Source organism: Neisseria sp. HMSC31F04, from assembly GCF_001807735.1.
GTDB classification, from domain to species: domain Bacteria; phylum Pseudomonadota; class Gammaproteobacteria; order Burkholderiales; family Neisseriaceae; genus Neisseria; species Neisseria elongata.
This window is the reverse complement of record NZ_KV790761.1, coordinates 1-18118: the sequence shown is the minus strand read 5'-3', so window position 1 is coordinate 18118 and position 18118 is coordinate 1. Positions and strand designations below refer to the sequence as shown.

The 18118-nt window shown below is 57.5% G+C and carries 18 protein-coding genes and 1 pseudogene; 3 read left to right on the top strand and 16 right to left on the bottom strand.

Going from position 1 to position 18118, the window contains the following annotated elements:
- Positions 1 to 12 precede the first annotated feature (12 nt).
- Entirely contained in the window at positions 13 to 459 is a 447-nt protein-coding gene (locus HMPREF3107_RS01345) for a hypothetical protein (protein ID WP_141742799.1), read from the bottom strand.
- Positions 460 to 514: 55 nt separating this feature from the next.
- A complete protein-coding gene (gene pncB / locus HMPREF3107_RS01340; RefSeq protein WP_256364786.1) occupies positions 515 to 1726 on the bottom strand; it encodes a nicotinate phosphoribosyltransferase in 1212 nt (403 codons plus the stop codon).
- A 225-nt stretch (positions 1727 to 1951) separates the two neighbouring features.
- Here pncB and fumC point away from each other — a divergent pair, with 225 nt between their 5' ends.
- Positions 1952 to 3340 carry a class II fumarate hydratase gene (gene fumC, locus HMPREF3107_RS01335; RefSeq protein WP_070452459.1) on the top strand — a complete coding sequence of 463 codons (1389 nt, stop codon included), beginning with the start codon at positions 1952 to 1954 and terminating at the stop codon, positions 3338 to 3340.
- A 71-nt stretch (positions 3341 to 3411) separates the two neighbouring features.
- Here fumC and HMPREF3107_RS01330 read toward each other — a convergent pair whose 3' ends face one another.
- The 6 genes from HMPREF3107_RS01330 to HMPREF3107_RS01305 form a co-directional block, all read right to left on the bottom strand.
- Positions 3412 to 4338: a MetQ/NlpA family ABC transporter substrate-binding protein gene (locus HMPREF3107_RS01330; protein ID WP_070452456.1), complete on the bottom strand. Its 927-nt coding sequence runs from the start codon at positions 4336 to 4338 to the stop codon at positions 3412 to 3414.
- A gap of 317 nt (positions 4339 to 4655) precedes the next feature.
- Entirely contained in the window at positions 4656 to 5342 is a 687-nt protein-coding gene (locus HMPREF3107_RS01325; protein ID WP_070452452.1) for a methionine ABC transporter permease, read from the bottom strand.
- A gap of 1 nt (position 5343) precedes the next feature.
- The gene (locus tag HMPREF3107_RS01320) at positions 5344 to 6081 is read right to left on the bottom strand and encodes a methionine ABC transporter ATP-binding protein (protein ID WP_070452449.1); all 738 of its coding nucleotides are present in this window, start codon (positions 6079 to 6081) and stop codon (positions 5344 to 5346) included.
- Positions 6082 to 6449: 368 nt separating this feature from the next.
- Entirely contained in the window at positions 6450 to 7352 is a 903-nt protein-coding gene (locus HMPREF3107_RS01315; RefSeq protein ID WP_070452446.1) for a metal ABC transporter solute-binding protein, Zn/Mn family, read from the bottom strand.
- A gap of 124 nt (positions 7353 to 7476) precedes the next feature.
- Positions 7477 to 8358 (bottom strand): metal ABC transporter permease, encoded by an 882-nt coding sequence (locus tag HMPREF3107_RS01310; RefSeq protein ID WP_371327470.1) that lies wholly within the window; start codon positions 8356 to 8358, stop codon positions 7477 to 7479.
- A gap of 78 nt (positions 8359 to 8436) precedes the next feature.
- On the bottom strand, positions 8437 to 9162 hold the full coding sequence (locus HMPREF3107_RS01305; RefSeq protein WP_141742800.1) for a metal ABC transporter ATP-binding protein: 726 nt from the start codon (positions 9160 to 9162) through the stop codon (positions 8437 to 8439).
- A gap of 321 nt (positions 9163 to 9483) precedes the next feature.
- Here HMPREF3107_RS01305 and HMPREF3107_RS01300 point away from each other — a divergent pair, with 321 nt between their 5' ends.
- Positions 9484 to 9777 (top strand): DUF2288 domain-containing protein, encoded by a 294-nt coding sequence (locus tag HMPREF3107_RS01300; protein WP_070452442.1) that lies wholly within the window; start codon positions 9484 to 9486, stop codon positions 9775 to 9777.
- A 60-nt stretch (positions 9778 to 9837) separates the two neighbouring features.
- On the opposite strand, the gene HMPREF3107_RS01295 is transcribed toward HMPREF3107_RS01300, so the two are convergent.
- From HMPREF3107_RS01295 to HMPREF3107_RS01260, 8 genes and pseudogenes are all read right to left on the bottom strand, one after another.
- On the bottom strand, positions 9838 to 10740 hold the full coding sequence (locus HMPREF3107_RS01295; RefSeq protein WP_070452439.1) for a DMT family transporter: 903 nt from the start codon (positions 10738 to 10740) through the stop codon (positions 9838 to 9840).
- An 83-nt stretch (positions 10741 to 10823) separates the two neighbouring features.
- Positions 10824 to 12512, bottom strand: coding sequence for a glutamine--tRNA ligase/YqeY domain fusion protein (locus HMPREF3107_RS01290; protein WP_070452435.1), 1689 nt, complete (start codon positions 12510 to 12512; stop codon positions 10824 to 10826).
- Positions 12513 to 12647: 135 nt separating this feature from the next.
- Positions 12648 to 13268 (bottom strand): glutathione S-transferase, encoded by a 621-nt coding sequence (locus HMPREF3107_RS01285; RefSeq protein ID WP_070452432.1) that lies wholly within the window; start codon positions 13266 to 13268, stop codon positions 12648 to 12650.
- Positions 13265 to 13639, bottom strand: a pseudogene (locus tag HMPREF3107_RS01280) (DeoR family transcriptional regulator); the annotation flags it as partial. The gene HMPREF3107_RS01285 and the pseudogene HMPREF3107_RS01280, both read right to left, overlap by 4 nt.
- Before the next feature lie 124 nt (positions 13640 to 13763).
- Entirely contained in the window at positions 13764 to 14501 is a 738-nt protein-coding gene (locus HMPREF3107_RS01275) for a pseudouridine synthase (protein ID WP_070452430.1), read from the bottom strand.
- Between the two features lie 133 nt (positions 14502 to 14634).
- Positions 14635 to 15777: a THUMP domain-containing class I SAM-dependent RNA methyltransferase gene (locus HMPREF3107_RS01270; protein WP_070452427.1), complete on the bottom strand. Its 1143-nt coding sequence runs from the start codon at positions 15775 to 15777 to the stop codon at positions 14635 to 14637.
- A gap of 158 nt (positions 15778 to 15935) precedes the next feature.
- Positions 15936 to 16529, bottom strand: a complete 594-nt coding sequence (locus HMPREF3107_RS01265; protein WP_003773546.1) for a phosphoheptose isomerase — start codon at positions 16527 to 16529, stop codon at positions 15936 to 15938.
- 6 nt (positions 16530 to 16535) lie between these two features.
- Positions 16536 to 16883, bottom strand: a complete 348-nt coding sequence (locus HMPREF3107_RS01260) for a YraN family protein (protein ID WP_070452425.1) — start codon at positions 16881 to 16883, stop codon at positions 16536 to 16538.
- 207 nt (positions 16884 to 17090) lie between these two features.
- On the opposite strand from HMPREF3107_RS01260, the gene rsmI reads away from it, so the two are divergent.
- Positions 17091 to 17957, top strand: coding sequence for a 16S rRNA (cytidine(1402)-2'-O)-methyltransferase (rsmI, locus tag HMPREF3107_RS01255; RefSeq protein WP_070452421.1), 867 nt, complete (start codon positions 17091 to 17093; stop codon positions 17955 to 17957).
- The last annotated feature ends 161 nt before the right edge of the window (positions 17958 to 18118 follow it).

The following is an 18118-nucleotide window of genomic DNA, read 5'->3' as shown; positions in this document are numbered from 1 at the left end:
TGGACAGGCAGGTCAGCCGACGGGCTTTTTGCCGTTCCAGTTGTTGAAGGGGTCGTTTGATTCGGTTTCTATGGTTTCGTATGCGGCAGCATCGTCAATGCCGCTGTATTCGCCGTCGAACAGGTCGTTCCAGATTTCCTGGCAGCGTTGGCGTACGGAGGTTGCGTTTGTGCCGTCCAGCCAGTCGTCTGCGCAACGGCGCAATGTTTCGTCTGACCAGAAGTTCAGGCCGTAACGGAAGCTTTCTTTGATACGGAGTTGGCGGGCGGGGGAGTATTCTTGAAACAGGGGGCGGAGGTATTTGTTTACCCAGCGGCGAACGCTGTTGCGGTTGGCAAAGTTCAGGCTGCACAATTCGGTGTATTCACAGTCGCAGCCTTCGTAGCCGTATGCTTCGTAAATGGTTGAAATATCGAGAAAGAAACGAAGGTAGTTCGGGCTAATTTTATAGGTTTTCATGATGTTGCAGACCATAAAAGGCCGTCTGAAACATGGGTTTCAGACGGCCTGCCGTTTATTTCGGTTCGGGTATTTGGAAGGTTTGGCGCAGGTAGGCGAGGAAGGTGTCGTTGTCGGTCATGGTTTTGCCCGGGCTGTCGGACAGCTTGGCGACGGACTGGCCGTTGCATTCCACCAGTTTCAAGACAATGTTCAGCGGCGTGTGGCCGAGGTCGTTGGTGAGGTTGGTGCCGATGCCGAAGCTGGTTTTGAAGCGGTCTTTGAAATATTGGTGCAACGCCCATGAACGTTCGATGTCAAGGCCGTCTGAAAAGGTGAGCATTTTGGTGCGGCTGTCGATTTTGAGTTTTTTGTAATGAGCATAGGCTTTGTCGCCCCATTCGTAGGGGTCGCCGCTGTCATGGCGCAGGCCGTCGAAGAGTTTGGCGAAGTAGAGGTCGAAATCGCGCAGGAAGGCGTCCATGCCGACCACGTCTGTCAGCGCGATGCCCAAGTCGCCGCGATATTCGTGTACCCAGGCTTCGAGTGCGGCCGTCTGAAAATTGCGCAGGCGCACGTCTAAGGCCTGGAAGGCCTGCAAAAATTCGTGCGCCATCGTGCCGATGGGGGTCAGGCCGAGTTTTTTGGCCAGATAAACATTGCTGGTGCCGCGAAAGATTTCGGGTGCGGCCTGGTGGAAGGTGCGGATGACGTGTTCCTGCCACTTAAGGTTGTAGCGGCGGCGGGTGCCGAAGTCGGAAATGAGAAACGGCGGGTCTGCGGGATCTTGGCTGTCGGCAAAGGTTTTCAGGCGGGCCGCCTTTTCTTGCAGGCGGCGTTCGCCTTCGGCCAGCACTTCGGGCGTTTCCAAACGGCGGAAGTAGAGTTCGTTGACGATGGCCAAGATGTAAATTTCAAAGAACATGGCCTGTATCATCGGTCCTTCGACACGGATGTGCAGTCGGCCGGCCTCGTCGGCCGTGACCGTTACGAAGCGGCGTTTGAGCTGGAACAGTTCGAGATAATCGACAAAATCGCTTTTGATGAACCGCAGGCCGCGCAGGTAGTCCAATTCGTCCTGCGTGAATTTCAGGGTGCACAGCGCGTCGAGTTCGGCCTCCAAATCGCTTTTGATTTCCGCCAGCGGGTAAACGGTGTCCGCATTGTTGCGGCAGCGGAATTCGTATACGCCGTGCGCCTGCGGAAATTGGTGCAGCACGACTTGCAGCATGGTGAATTTGTAAAGGTCGGTGTCGAGCAGGGAGTGGATGATGGGGGCGCGGGACACGGTTTTCTCCTTGTGCGTTGGATGAGGGCGCATTAAAACATGTTTGCGGTGAAATTACTAATAAACTGTCAGGCGGATCGAATTGTCCGGCGCGGCACGGCATCAGTGTGGTTTGCCTGCCTATATCGGAATTGCAAAATCGCGCAAATGATAGCTATAATTATTTATTAAGAAGACAGCAATATCGTTGTCTATTTTTCCGTTTCGATTTTAAGGAGAAGAGTGATGAGCACCCGTACCGAACACGACACCATGGGCAATGTCGAAGTCCCGTCCGAAGCCTATTGGGGCGCGCAGACCCAGCGCAGCCGCAACAATTTCAAAATCGGCGGCGAAACCCTGCCGCAGCCGCTGATTTATGCTTTGGCGCTGGTGAAAAAAGCCGCCGCCGCCACCAATGTTTCCCTCGGCAGGATTAAGCCTGAGCAGGCGGATTTGATTACGCAGGCGGCGGATGACGTGTTGAACGGCAAGCTCGACGGGCAGTTTCCTTTAGTGGTTTGGCAGACTGGCTCCGGCACGCAGTCCAATATGAACATGAACGAAGTGTTGGCAAATCGCGCCAACGAAATCGCCGGTACGGGTTTGGCGGCGTATCAGCCCGTCCATCCCAACGACCATGTGAACCACGCGCAATCGACCAACGACGCGTTCCCGACCGCCATCCACGTCGCTGCCGCGATTGAAATCAACCGCCACCTTATTCCGGCGGTAAAAGCCCTGCGCGACACCTTGGACAAAAAAGCCCAAGCCTTCGCCCCCATCGTCAAAATCGGCCGTACCCACTTGCAGGACGCGACGCCGCTGACTTTGGGACAAGAATTTTCCGGCTACGTTTCCCAGCTCGACCACGGCTTAGGTCGTCTGAACGATGCGCTTAAAGACTTGTATGAACTCGCTTTGGGCGGCACAGCAGTTGGCACGGGTTTGAACAGCCATCCCGAATACGCCGAAAAAGCCGCCGCCAAACTCGCCGAATTGTCCGGCCTGCCGTTTGTCAGCGCGCCAAACAAATTTGAAGCCTTGGGCGGACGCGATGCCGCCGTTGCCGCTTCGGGCACATTGAAAACGCTGGCGGCAAGCCTGAACAAAATCGCCAATGACATCCGCTGGCTGGCAAGCGGCCCGCGCTGCGGTTTGGGCGAAATCAAAATTCCCGAAAACGAGCCGGGTTCGTCCATCATGCCGGGCAAAGTCAATCCGACCCAATGCGAGGCGATGACCATGGTGTGCTGCCAAGTGTTCGGCAACGACGTTACCATCGGCATGGCGGGCGCGTCGGGCAATTTCGAGCTGAACGTCTATATGCCCGTTATCGCCTACAACCTATTGCAATCCATCCGCCTGTTGGGCGATGCGTGCAACAGCTTCAATGAAAACTGCGCCGCCGGCATCGAACCCGTACCGGAAAAAATCGACTATTTCCTGCACCATTCCCTGATGCTCGTTACTGCGTTAAACCGTAAAATCGGCTACGAAAACGCCGCCAAAGTCGCTAAAACCGCCTATAAAAACGACAAATCGCTGCGCGAAACCGCCGTCGAGTTGGGCTTGCTGACCGGCGAAGAGTTTGACGAACTGGTCGTCCCCGCCGATATGGTTCATTCGCGCTGACGGATAAGGGCAAACGAAAGGCCGTCTGAAAAACCCGTTTGGTTTTTTCAGACGGCCTTTTTCAAGCAGGCTCACTTGGCCGCTGAGGCGGTGGAAGCGGCTTCGGCTTTGGCTCCTTCTGCCGCGCCCTCACCCCAGATGGCGGGGTATTTGTAGCCGGCGAAGCGTTTGTGGGCATAGGCTTTGAACTCGTCGGAATTATAAGCCTCGGTGATGTCTTTCACCCATTGGCTGTCTTTGTCGGCGGTTTTGACGGCAGACCAGTTCACATAGGCGAAGCTCGGTTCTTGGAACAGGGCTTCGGTCAGTTTCATGCCGCTGCTGGTGGCGTAGTTGCCGGTAACGATGGCGAAATCGACATCCTGACGGCTGCGCGGCAGTTGCGCGGCTTCCAGTTCGACGATTTTAATGTTTTTCGGGTTGGCGGCAATGTCGTTTTTCGATGCGGTTAGCGGATTGACGCCTTCTTTGAGTTTGATCCAGCCGACGTTGTCGAGCATCACCAGTGCGCGGGCGAAGTTAGAAGGGTCGTTCGGTGCGGAAACGCTGCTGCCTTCTTTGACTTCGTCCAATGATTTCAGTTTGCCCGGGTAAATGCCCAAAGGTGCGGTGGGCACTTGGAAGACTTCGGTCAGGTCGAGTTTATGTTCGGCTTTGAAGTTGTCCAGATAGGGTTTGTGCTGGAAGACGTTGATGTCCAGCTCGCCTTCGGCCAGAGCGAGGTTGGGGCGGACGTAGTCGGTAAATTCGACCAGTTTGACGTTGTAGCCTTTTTTCGCCATTGCCGGTTGGATTTGGTCTTTCACCATGTCGCCGAAATCGCCGACGGTGGTACCGATGACGATGTCTTTCTTCTCTGCGGAAACGGCGGGAGTGCTGGAAGCGGCCTGCGTGCCGGAGGCTTTGTCGGAACCGCCTTGGCTTTGCCCGCCGCAGGCGGCCAGCGCGAGGGCGAGGGCGGAAATTGAGAAAGTTTTGAAGAATAAGCTTTGTTGCATTTTTTGCTCCTTGATTGATGCGGGGTGGGAGGCCGTCTGAAAAAGGCAGATGCGTTTTCAGACGGCCTGTATGGCTATTGGGAAAAGGCGTGATTTTAAACGATTTGTCAGTTGGAGGAAACGAAACGGCAAGATGCGGATCGGTTTTGCCGGATGAAGATGCCCGATTTGAATTTTCCGGCGTTTCACACGATAGGACGGGCATCATCATGTTGCCGTTTCGGATTTTCAGACGGCCTCAAAACCAAGTGTGGGGGAGACGGGCTTATCCAAATCCGATGTCGAATCCTATGTTTTCAGACGGCCTTTTTCGGCTTTTAACGTTTGTCCAATTTCCGCGCCAGTGCGTTGCCGATGCTTTGTATCAGGATAACGAGCAGCACGAGGATGGCGACGATGAAAATAATGACTTCGGTTTGGTAGCGGTAGTAGCCGTAGCGGATGGCAAGGTCGCCCAAGCCGCCGCCACCTATCATGCCCGCAGCCGCGCTGTACGAGAGCAGGCCGATGGCGAGGACGGTGATGCTGGAAACCATGCCGGCGCGCGCTTCGTTCAAGAGGACTTTACGGACGATGGCAAGCGGCGATGCGCCCATGGCGGTGGCGGCTTCAATCACGCCTTTGGGGACTTCGCGCAGGTTTTGTTCCACCAGTCGGGCGAAGTAAAACAGGCCGGACACGCTCAATACCAGCGAGGCGGCAATCGGACCGATGGTGCTGCCGACGATGGCGCGGGTGGCGGGTATCATGGCAATCATCAGGATGACGAAGGGGAAGGCGCGCATCAGGTTGACTAAGTTGTCAAACAGGAAATTCACCGGCTTGTTGTAATGAAGCTGGCGGTTGGAAGTGACGAAAAGCAGGACGCCCAAGAGGGTGCCGAAGATGACGGCAATCATGGTGGACAGCCCGACCATGACGAAGGTTTCACCCAAAGCGCGGACGATTTCGTCTTTCATGCCGACGATGGTGGAAACGGCTTGTTCGAATGTTAAGTCTGCCATATCAATCCTCCCGAATCAGTTCGCGCCCGATTTCGGATTGGGCGTGGATTTGGTTGCCGCGTACTTCGACGATTTCCACCACTTTGCCTTTATTCAAGAGGGCGGCGCGGTCGCACAGGCGACGGATGACGCTCATTTCGTGGGTCACGATGACGATGGTGACGTTGAAGCGTTTGTTGATGTCTTCCAAACATTCCAAGACGCTGCGCGTGGTGGCGGGGTCGAGGGCGGAAGTGGGTTCGTCGGCGAGGATGACTTGGGGTTTGGGCGCGAGCGCACGGGCGATGCCGACACGTTGTTTCTGACCACCGGAAAGCTGGGCGGGGTAGTGGTCGGCGCGTTCGGTCAGACCGACGATTTCAAGGCATTCTTTGACGCGTTCTTTGATTTTTTCAGACGACCATCCGGCGATTTCCAAAGGAAAGGCGACATTGTCGGCAACGGTGCGGTTGCTCAAAAGATTGAACTGCTGAAACACCATGCCGATATTCTGCCGCGCCTGACGCAATGCAGCGGCATCAAGCGCGGTCAGCTCTTGTCCGCACACATTGACCTTGCCGCTGTCGGGACGTTCTAACAGGTTAATCAGTCGCAACAGGGTAGACTTGCCCGCGCCGGAATAGCCCATCAGGCCGAAGATTTCGCCGTCTTGGATTTCGAGGCTGGTCGGCTCGACGGCGGCAAAACGGGTTTTGTCGCGCGTTTGGTAATGTTTGGAAACGTTGTCCAGGATAATCATAATGTCGTACTTGAATAAACGAAGCCCGATGTACACGACAACGGGCTTTAAAAAAACAGCTTAATAAAAAACTCTGTAAGCTTTAGCTGTTGTATAGCGGAATCCGTGCAACGGCCACGATGCCGGCCTGCCGTGTCCGTACTGTTCGTACCGTTTTCGGCCTGCCGCCTGTTAATCGGTTGCGCGGGGATTCGGCTATAACGCCCGCAAGCTGTATCAAATCGGCGTGTCTGTCAATTTCGGTGATTAAACTGCAAGTTAGCGTAAATGTCAAATGCTTGTTTGCAGGTTGTCCGCCTTGTATGGGCGGTGTTTTGTACAGGCCGTCTGAAAAAGGGTTTCAGACGGCCTCTCCGGTACCCGGGCGGTTATTTCATGGCTTTAACCAATGAATCGACATTGTAACGGATCATGCCGGTGTAGGTGTTGGCCGGTGCGGTCTTGCTCAATGCGTCGGAGTACAGTTTGCCGCCGATGGTGCTGCCTGATTCTTTGGCAATGCGTTCGAGCATCCGGGAGTCTTTGATGTTTTCGGTAAACACGGCTTTGATGCCTTCTTGTTTGACCTGGCGGATGAGAGCGGCGACGTGTTTGGCCGACGGTTCCGCTTCGGTATTGATGCCTTGCGGCGCATAGAATTTGATGTTGTAGCGTTTGCCCATATAACCGAAGGCTTCATGGCCGGTCAGTACTTTGCGGCGGCCGGCCGGGATGCGGTCGAACTGCGTTTTGGCATAGGTATCGAGCTGTTGCAGTTCTTTGGTGTAGCTTTGCAGGCGCTGGTTGTAATAGGTTTTGTTCTGCGGGTCGGCCTTAATCAGGGCTTCGGCAACGTTGGCCGCGTATTTCGGCATCAGGGAAGGGTCGCTCCAAACGTGCGGGTCGTAGCGGCCGTGATCGTGGTTGTGGCCGCCGTGGTCGTGATCATGGTCGTGGTCGTGGTCGGCCGTCATGGCTTTGATGCCGGCTGCGGCTTCGGCGTAATTGACTTTGCTTTGTTTGACGGCACGGGTCATTTCGCCCGATTCGAAGCCCAGTCCGTTGAGCAGCACCAGTTTGGCCGAACGGATTTTTTTGATGTCGCCGCTGGTGATGTTGTAAACGTGCGAGTCTTGGTCGGGGCCGACAAGGTTGGTGACGGCCACTTTGTCGCCGCCGATCTGTTTGGCGACGTCGCCCAAAATGCTGAAGCTGCTGACGACGTTCAGCGGTTCGGCCGATACGCTGCCTGCCACCAAAAGGGCGCACAGGGACAGTTTCCAATGTTTCATTTCTAATCCTTTCTTAGTGGGCGGCGGAAGGGCTCCGCCGTATTGTGGTTTGAACGGTGCTTCTTTATCCGTACGCAGGCCGTCTGAAAGATTTGTCCGGCCCGGCGGTTTGATCAAACGGTTTTTAAAACTGCCGGTGGCGGCTGCGGCGCAGCCATTTGGTCAGGAGGCCGCCCTCCCAGCCGAAGATGACCGACAGTGTGTACCAGCCGCCGCAAAACAGGATGATGGCCGGGCCGGACGGGATTTCGACGTGGTAGGAAAACAGCAGCCCCGCCAGCCCGCACAGCAGCGCGAAGATGACGGAAAGCAGCATCAGCATACCCATGTTGCGCGCCCACAGGCGGGCGGTAATCGCCGGAATCATCATCAGGCCGACCGCCATCAGCGTACCCAAAGCCTGAAATCCGGCCACCAGGTTCATGACGACCAAGACGAGGAAAATCAGGTGCCACAGTCCGCCTTTGCCGTTTACCGCCCTTAAAAACAGGGGGTCTATGCTTTCCAGCAGCAGCGGGCGGTAAATCACGGCCAGCGTGACAATCGTGGTGCTGGCGACGGAAGCGACCAAAGTCAGGGCGGGCAGGTCTACGGCCAAAATCGAGCCGAACAACAGGTGCAGCAGGTCGATATTGCTGCCGCCCATGCTGACCAGCAGCACGCCGATGGCCAGGCTGGTCAGGTAGAAGGCGGCAAAGTTGGCATCTTCCTTCAAATCGGTAAAGCGGCTGACTAGGCCGGCCAGCAGGGCCATCACCATGCCGGCGACAAAACCGCCCGCACTCATGGCGGGCAGGCTGAGGCCGCCTATCATATAGCCGACGGCCGCGCCGGGCAGGACGGCATGGCCGAGCGCGTCGCCGACCAGGCTCATGCGCCGCATCACGAGGAATACGCCCACGGGCGCGGCACTCAGTGCGAGGAATACCACGGAGGCCAGGGCGTAGCGCATAAAATCAAACTCGGCAAACGGTTCGATCAGCCATTCGTATAAGTTTATATCCATGTATTTTTGTTTTTTATTGATGCGGTTATGTTTCCGCCGAAACGGCCCGAAGCGCGGGAGGCCGTCTGAAAAAGGCTGTCAGGCAGCGCACCATTGCGCGTAATCGTGTTTTTGCATGGCGGCGTTGGCCTGTTGCAGAAAGCTGTCGGTCAGTACGTCTTCCGTTTTTCCTGCCGTGATTTTTTCCCGCGCGATGAGCAGGGTGTTCGGGAAATAGGAGCGCACTTGTTCGTAGTCGTGCAAAACGGCGATGACGGCGCGGCCTTCGTTGTTGCAGTGGCGGAGGACGTCCAAAAGGGCGTAAGTGGTTTTTGCGTCCACCGCGTTGAAAGGTTCGTCGAGCAGCAGGAATTTTGCATCCTGCGCCAGCATCCGCGCAAACAGTACGCGCTGGAACTGGCCGTTGGAAAGGTGGCCGATTTGCCGGTGGGCGAATTCCGCCATTTCCACCCGTTCGAGTGCCTGCATCACGCGTTTTTTCTGCGCCGCATTTACGCCGCCGAAAAAGCCGATTTCGTACCACAAACCCATGGCGGCCAATTCAAATACCGTCATCGGCTGGCTGCGGTCGATGTCGGCCTGCTGCGGCAGGTAGGCGATGTCGCGGCGGGCAATGCCCTGCCACGACACTTTGCCCGTATTGCATTTGAGCAGCCCCATCACGGCCTTGAGCAGGGTGGATTTTCCCGCGCCGTTGGGGCCGAAAATCGCCCACATCGAGGCATCGTCGAACTGCATGTCCACATGGTGTACCGCCGGTTTGCGCTGATAGCTGACGGTCAGGTTTTCGATTGCGATCATGATGATGAGGTCGCCCAGAAATAAACGCCCCATACGACGGCCAAAGCCGTGGCGGCCAAAAGCAGCCGCCGGGGTAATCCGCTTAATAAAATATTCATTTTCTGCTGCCAGCCGTTTCAGACGGCCTTGCGGTTTGCGACAGGGCGTGCGGTTTTTTAGCCGGAAGCCCGTATCTTATTGATTGAAATATATTTGCCGGCTGCTGTTTTCAGACGGCCTCTGTGTCCGGCCGTGCGGCTGTAAATAAAGATTCGCATGATACTGTGTAACAGTTTCTTTGTAAATCCAAGCTGCGTATAATCCGCGGCTTTTTGGGAGCCTGCCGTGAGCGAACCGTATCTGAACGACAAACTGAATCTGGAAACCGCCCGCATTGCCTGGGCGGATTTGCAAGTCCATTTCGCGCGCGGTACGGCGGTGTATGTCGCTCCCGAACTCGATTTGGTTGCCGTTGCCCGGCTGGTTGCTGACGACGACGGCCGTGAAATTTCCAAGCTGATGGCGGAAGGGAAGTTCGGCATGGTCAGTGAAGCACAGGCCGCCGCGTTTTGGGCGGAAAACCGTGAAATGTGGGCGGTGGTGGTGGCACCGTGGGTATTGGTTCAGCCGGCGGGATAGAAAAACGGCCGGACAGCGGAAACCCAATTCCAATAAAGTAAAAACACTCGAAACAGCGTTTCAGACGGCCTTCTGCCCGTACCGCATCAACGTCATGCCGCCGACCGCCGCCACGCAACCCGCAACCAGCGAAATATGCAGCGGTTCGCCCAAAACCCATGCCGAGCTGAGCATGCCGAAAATCGGCACGAGCGTAATATACGCCGCCGCGTTGCCTGCGCCCAAAATCTTCACGCCTTCAAAATACCACGCGTAGGCCAATACCGTCGCACCGATGACCAACCACGCCAAGGCAGTCCAACCGCGTGCACCCATCGCCGCCATTGCATCAAACGGCAATCCATCGACCCACAACGCCACCACCGACAACATCAGCGCGCCGATAAGCGAAGTTGCCGCCGTTACCGTCAGCGCGTCTATCCCGCGCAAGACCGCGCGCCCGATTAAAGTATAAGCCGCCCAACAGACCACGCAGCCGAAAATCAGCCACTCCCCCGCCTTGATGCCGCCCGACAATACCGTCAACGGCTGCCCTTGCGTTACCGCCGTTATCGCACCACAGACCGCCAACAGCATACCCGCCAAAATCTTCGCGTTTAACCGTTCGCCGAAAAGCCAAGCCGCCAGCAGCAGCGTCAGCACGGGATTCACCGCCACGACCACCGCCGCCTTACCCGCCGGCATCGCCTGCAAACCGAGCATAAAAAATATCGCATAGCCGCACACACCGACGGAAGCGGCCGCCGTCAAGCCCAGCCATTGCCGCGCCGACAAAGCCGCCAAAGTCGCAAACCTGCTGCGCGCAAACAACCAGCCCAACAGCAAAACCGAAGCCAGCACAAACCGAACCGCCCCGCCCGTCAGCGGCGGAAGCGACTGTCCCAGCATCCGCCCCATCGGCCAAGACGCACCCCACAACACCGCCATCCCCAGCAGCTTCAAATGTACAGAATAATGCTCCATCTCATTCCTTTATCAACAAAGGCCGTCTGAAAACCAGATTCCAAGTTTTCAGACGGCCTTTCAGTGCAGCTGCTGCAAACAGATTACTTAGGCTGCCAAGAGTCTTTCAGCGTTACCGTGCGGTTGAACACGGGATGCTCGGGGCTGTGGTCTTTGCGGTCGGTGACGAAATAGCCCAGCCGTTCAAACTGCCAGCGGCTCTCCGCAGGCAAATCGTTGGCGGCGGCTTCAACGTAGGCGGTGATTTCTTTAGCCGATTCGGGGTTGAGGAAATCGGTGAACGGCAGGTATTCGCCGTCTTCGCCGCGCACGGCATCGGGACGGGGTTCGGTGAACAGGCGGTCGTACAGGCGCACGGTGGCGGGCACGGCGTGTTCGGCGGAGAGCCAGTGAATCACGCCTTTCACTTTGCGGCCTTCGGGATTTTTGCCCAAGGTGTCGTAATCCAAGCTGCATTTGAGTTCGACGATGTTGCCGTCGGCGTCTTTCACCACTTCGTCGCACTTCATCACATAGCTGTGGCGCAGGCGCACTTCGCCGCCGAGGGTCAGGCGTTTCCAGCCTTTGGGTGGGTTTTCGCTGAAATCGTCGGCTTCGATGTAGAGCGTGGACGAAATCGGCAGTTCGCGGCTGCCCATGTCTTCGCGGTTCGGGTGATACGGCGCGGTGCGGCTTTCGGCTCGGGCGGCATCGTAGTTGGTGAGCGCTACCTTGAGCGGATTCAGCACGGCCATCATGCGCGGGGCGGAGTTTTCCAGCTCCTCGCGAATCGCGCCTTCCAACACGCTCATATCAACGATGTTTTCAGATTTGGAAATGCCGGCACGTTTGGCAAACAGGCGCAGGCCTTCGGGCGTGTAGCCGCGGCGGCGCATACCGGAAATCGTCGGCATACGCGGATCGTCCCAGCCGGCAACGTGGCCGTCTGAAACCAGTTGGTTCAGCTTGCGTTTGGACGTGATGGAATATAAAAGCTCCAAACGGGAAAACTCGTATTGGCGCGGGCGGGTGGCGTGCGGCGCGGGGATGTTGTCCAACACCCAGTCGTACAGCGGACGGTGGGCTTCAAATTCGAGCGTACACAAGGAATGCGTGATGCCTTCGATGGCATCGGAAATGCAATGCGTGTAGTCGTACATCGGGTAGATGCACCATTTGTCGCCGGTGTTGTGGTGATGGGCGCGGCGGATGCGGTAGATGACGGGGTCGCGCATATTGATGTTGCCTGATGCCATGTCGATTTTCAGGCGCAGGGTTTTGCTGCCGTCGGGGAATTCGCCGTTTTTCATGCGTGTGAACAGGTCGAGGTTTTCTTCGATGCTGCGGTCGCGGTAAGGACTGTTTTTGCCCGCTTCGGTCAGCGTACCGCGGTATTCGCGCATTTCTTCGGGCGTCAAATCATCGACATACGCTTTGCCGTCTTTGATTAAACCGACGGCGTAGTCGTAAAGCTGGTCGAAATAGTTGGAAGCGAAACGCGGCTCGCCCGCCCAATGGAAACCGAGCCACTCGACGTCTTCTTTGATGGAGTTGACGTATTCGTCGTTTTCTTTTTCGGGGTTGGTATCGTCGAAACGCAGGTTGCACAAGCCGTCGTAAATATATGCCAAACCGAAGTTCAGGCAGATGGATTTGGCGTGGCCGATGTGCAGATAGCCGTTGGGTTCGGGCGGGAAGCGGGTTTGGATGGCTTCGTGTTTGCCGCTTTTTAAGTCTTCTTCGATGAGGGTGCGGATGAAATGGTTGTCCGCGAATTGTTCTTTATTGAGCATGATGGAATCCGGCGAATGTATTTTTCAGACGGCCTGCCGCCCGAACGGGAAATCGAAATCGGCTATTTTACCTGAGTCGTGCCGTTTTAGAAATCAGGCCGTCTGAAACCTTTTTTCAGACGGCCCCGCACGGCATCAGGCTGAAACACGGGGTTTGGTTGCGGCCAGACAGGGATGCAGCGCATTCATTTCATCCGCCCACGCCTTCAGTTCAGAAATGCCCGCCAATCCGGCGGCACCGGTCAAATTGTCCCTGAACAGCAGGAAGTCGACGGCGCACACGGCAAACAGCGTGCCGATATTGAGCTGCGTGCCGAAGGGTTGCAGATGCTCGGCCAACACGGGGACGGTGCGCGCGTTGCGTTGTTTGATTTGTTCGTGCCGCGCCGTCCACCATTCGTTTTCGGGACGCAGCATTTTTTCGGCAATCATGGCGACGGTGTTTTCCAGCAGCCCTTCCGCCAGCGCGTGCAGGTTCAACACCTGCCAGCGGCTTGCGTCTTGCGGGTAAAGCGTCGCGCCCTGCCCGACGGAATCGAGGTATTCGGCGATGACGTTGCTGTTGAACAGCCATTCGCCGTTATCGAGCTGCAATACGGGGATGCGGCCGAGCGGGTTGTCTTGGTTGTGCGCCGATTCGGCGGCGAACGACGATTTGACGGTTACCGGTTCTATCCGGTTTTCCAGCCCGTGATGGATGGCGGCGGCGCGCACTTTGCGCACATAGGGGCTGGTTGTCGAAGACCATAGTTTCATTTTTCATCCTTTGCTGTTTCCGTTGCATGTTGGCAGATTTCGGGAACCAACCATTCCACGCCCGCGGTGGTGAGGATTTTCTGCATTTCCCCGTCGGGAGCGCGGTCGGTGAAGACCCTGTCGAAATCGGTGATGTCGCCCAGCCGCACCAGCGCGTGCGACTGGAATTTGCTGTGATCCACGCCGAGGAAGCGCACCCGTGCGTTGGCCATCATCGCCTGCATCACGCTTACTTCTTTGTAGTCGTAATCAAGCAGCGAGCCGTCGCCTTCCACGCCGTGCGTGCTCAATACGGCGTAGTCGACTTTGAACTGGTTGATGAAGTCCACCGTGGCGACGCCGGAGGTAATGATGACGGTAATGCCCAGCCGAAATGTTCGGGGATGACATGGCTGCGCCATGCCGCTGCGGCAGGGATGACGGCCAGGCTGCCGATGAGGGACAGGCTGGCAAAACGGGCTTCGTCGATATGCGGTGTTTTCATGTCCGGCGTTTTTAAAAACGTTCGTCTTTCCCCAGATAACGCCATTTGCCCGGCGGCAGCGCGCCGAGTTTTACCTGCCCCATGCGGATGCGTTTCAGGCCGGTAACGCGCAGGCCGACCAGTTCGCACATGCGGCGGATTTGGCGTTTTTTGCCTTGTTTGAGGATGAAGCGCAGTTGGTCTTCGTTTTGCCATTCGACTTTGGCGGGACGCAGTTTTTCGCCGTCCAGGCTCAGGCCGTAGTTGAGCAGGCGCAGGCCTTCTTCGCTCAGGCGGCCTTTGACGCGCACGAGGTATTCTTTTTCGATGCCGCTGTCGCCGCTGATGAGTTGTTTGGCGATGCGGCCGTCTTGGGTGAGTACCAGCAGGCCGACGGAGTCGATGTCGAGCCGGCCGGCGGGCGCCAGGCCTTTTTTGTGGCCGTCGCGGTAGGGGATGCGGCTGGTGTCGCCGTCCCAGCGGTTTTCGGCGGTGATGAGTTCGACGGCGGCGCGGTAGTCTTTTTCGGGCTGGCCACTGACGTAGCCGACGGGTTTGTTGAGCAGGACGGTTACGCGCTGTGCCTGTGTTTCGTGTGCCTGCTTGGCCAGTTCGATGCGGTCGGCGGCCTTTACTTTTTGGCCGAGTACGGCGGTTCGGCCGTTTACTTTGACCCAGCCTTGTTCGATATAGCCGTCGGCTTCGCGGCGGGAGCAGAGTTTGAGTTCGGCCATGCGTTTGGACAGGCGGACGGGTTCTTGCGGGTTCATTAAGACTTCCTTAATGGTTGAAACCCCGCCCTTTGGAGGCGGAGGAATCGGAATGAATGTATGGCGGGCGGCACAGGGGGCTGTGCTTTGTGTGTTGAAACGTCGCGTTTTTTGTTTTTCAGATGGCCTTTGTTCAGCGGTTGCTGCCCGCCACCATGTCGAGCAGGAACAGGCGGCAGTCGAGATTGCCGTTGTAGAGCGGGATTTTGCGTTTTGGGTTCAGGCGCATCAGTTTGGGCATGTCGCGGTCGCCGGTAAACATGCCGATGGTCCAGCTTGCGTAGTGCTGCTTCAGCCAGCCGCCCAGTTGGGGGTAGAGTGCGTGCAGGGCTTGGATTTCGGCCAGGCGTTCGCCGTAGGGCGGGTTGGACAGCATGATGCCGCCTTGGCCATTCGGCCGTGCGTCTTGTGCATCGCGGTCGGTGATGTCGATGAAGCCGTCCACTTCGGCGAAGCGGGCGTTTTGCCGTGCGGCGCGGGTCATGGCGCGGTCGTTGTCGGATGCGGCGATGTTTTCAGACGGCCTGTTTCGGGCGGCTTCCCGTGCCTGTTGTTTGATGCGCTGCCACAGGGCGGGGTCGTGTTTTTGCAGTTTTTCAAAGCCGAAACGGCGCATGATGCCGGGTGCGCGGTTCAGGGCGATGAGCGCGGCTTCGATGGCGATGGTGCCGCTGCCGCAGAAGGGGTCTTGGAAGGGTTGGCTGCCGTCGTATCCGGCCAGCAGCAGGAGGCCGGCGGCCAGGTTTTCGCGCAGCGGGGCTTCGCCGGTGTCTTGGCGGTAGCCGCGTTTGAACAGGGCTTCGCCCGACGTGTCGATGAAGATTTGGACGGTTTTGTCGTCGAGGAAGGCGTGTATGCGGATGTCGGGTTGTTGTTTGTCTACGGACGAGCGTTCGCCGAAGCTGTCGCGCTGGCTGTCGCACACTGCGTCTTTGATTTTCAGGCCGACGAAGGCGGGGTTTTTGATGCGGGCGCGTTTGCTTTCCACATGAACTTTGATGCTGTCCGCTGGGGTGAACCAGTCTTGCCAGCGGATGTTGCGCGCGGGTTTGTAGATGTCGTGTTCGGTGCGGTAGGGGGCTTTGGTCAGGCGCAGCAGGACGCGGCCGGCGGTGCGGCTGTGCAGGTTGGCGCGGTAAACTTGTTCGAGGCCGCCGGTGCAGGCGATGCCGCCGTCGGTGGGGGCGAGGTCGGTGCAGCCTTGGGCGGCAAGTTCGGCGTGCAGGACGCTTTCCAGCCCGCGCGGGCAGGTAACGAATAGGGAGTAGGTGGTCATGGTGTTTGAAGGCCGTCTGAAAGGCGTGGATTATAGCGGAATGGGGAAAGGCCGTCTGAAATGGTTTTCGGCTCCGTTTTCAGACGGCCTTTGTTGCGGATGCGGATGTTTCGGTTTGAAGGGTCTGTTTTCTACCGCAGGGTGGGTTTCAGACGGCCTTACATGCCTTCCATGAGTACGGTGTCGATGCAGTCGCACAGGGCGTGCACCAGTACGATGTGGTTTTCTTGGATGCGGGCGGTGCGCGGGTGGGGGACGTTGAGCAGGATGTCGTTGTCTTTGAGCATGGCGGCGATTTTCCCGCCGTCTCGGCCGGTGAAGGCGAGGATGCGCATGTCGCGTTCGTGGGCGGCTTTAATCGCTTCGATGACGTTGCCGGAATTGCCGGAGGTGGAGATGCCCAGCAGGACGTCGCCGGGGCGGCCGAGTGCGCGGACTTGTTTGCTGAAGATGTGTTCGAAGCCGTAGTCGTTGCCGATGGCGGTGAGGGCGGAGGTGTCGGTGGTGAGGGCGATTGCGGCCAGTTCCATGCGTTCTTTTTCAAAACGGCCGGTCAGTTCGGCAGCGAAGTGTTGCGCGTCGGCCGCCGAGCCGCCGTTGCCGCAGACGAGGATTTTGCCGTCGTTCATCAGGCATTCGATCAGCATCATGGCGGCTTCGGCCGTCGGTTCGGCCAGCACTTCGACGGTTTGCCGTTTGGCGGCGATGCTTTCTTCGAAATGGGCGCGTACGCGTTCTTGAAGGGTGGTCATAAATTTTTATCCTGTGATGTTTTGCAGCCAGACGGGGGGATTCCCGCCTTCGATTAAGACGGCGTCCAAACGGCAGTCCGTACGCCCTTTGCGGTGCTGCTGCAGGTAGTATTCCGCGCTTTTTTGCAGTTTGGCCAGTTTGGACGGTGTGATGCTGTATGCCGTGCCGCCGAAGGCCGCGCTGCGGCGGTATTTGACTTCGACAAACAGCAGGGTGCCGCTTTGTTCGGCAATCAGGTCGATTTCCCCGAACGGGCAGTGCCAGTTGCGGGCGATGATGCGGCAGTCTTGCTTTTCCAGAAAATGTGCGGCGGTATCTTCCGCCGCCTGTCCGCTCGGGTGGTTCAGGCGCATGGGGTTTCCGTGGTCGGTGCGGGCGGTTTGCCGCAGGTGGGGCGGATAATACGGGGATACTCTGCCGATGTAAATACAAGCGTTTGCAGGACGGTTTTGTTAGAATGCGGCTTTTACAGGTTTGCAGGCCGTCTGAAAATGCGTTTGGACTCCGTTGAAGCCCCGCTTTCAGACGGCCTCTTTTAAAATTTGCGACAGGCAACGCCCATGATAGAGAAATTTTTGAATAAAGCCGCAGGCAGTTTGCAGCCCGCCTTATATGTGGTGGCCACGCCCATCGGCAATTTGGCCGACATCACGCTACGCGCGTTGGCTGTGCTGGGTCGTGCCGATTTGGTTTGCGCCGAGGATACGCGCGTTACCGCCCAGCTGCTTGCTGCCTACGGCATTCAGGCGAAACTGATGAGTGTGCGCGAACACAACGAGCAGCAGATGGCCGACAAGGTGGTGGCCGCGCTTTCAGACGGCCTGATTGTGGCCCAGGTGTCGGATGCGGGCACGCCTGCGGTGTGCGACCCGGGCGCGCGGCTGGCGGCGCGGGTGCGCGGGGCAGGGTTCAATGTCGTGCCCGTGGTTGGCGCGAGTGCGGTGATGGCGGCTTTGAGCGGGGCGGGTGTGTCCGAGTCGGATTTTTATTTCAACGGTTTCCTGCCGCCGAAATCGGGCGAACGGCGCAAGCTGTTCGAGAAGTGGTCGGAAGCGGACTATCCGGTGGTGATGTTTGAAACGCCGCACCGTATCGGGGCGGCTCTGGCCGATATGGCGGCCGTGTTCCCGCAGCGGCGGCTGACGCTGGCGCGCGAGCTGACGAAAACGTTTGAAACCTTTTTGTGCGGCACGGTAAGCGATATTCAGACGGCCTTGGCGGACGACGGCAATCAGGCGCGCGGCGAAATGGTGTTGATTCTGCATCCGGCGGTGCGGGAGAAAAACGCCGGTTTGTCGGCAGAGGCGTTGCGCGTGATGAAGATTCTGTCCGCCCGGTTGCCCACCAAACAGGCCGCCGCGCTGGCTGCCGAAATCTGCGGTGAGAACAAAAAATCGCTTTACGATGCGGCGTTGGCGTGGAAATGACGCGCATCGACCCGATTTTGCGGCGGACAGGCCGTCTGAAAAGTCGGATTCCCCGTCCGAATCGAAAAACGCAGGCTTTCAGACGGCCTGCGTTTTTCGTTTGACGGGGAAATTCAATGATGGTGGTGATGAGACCTTTGCAAAATTCCCCAAAATCCCCT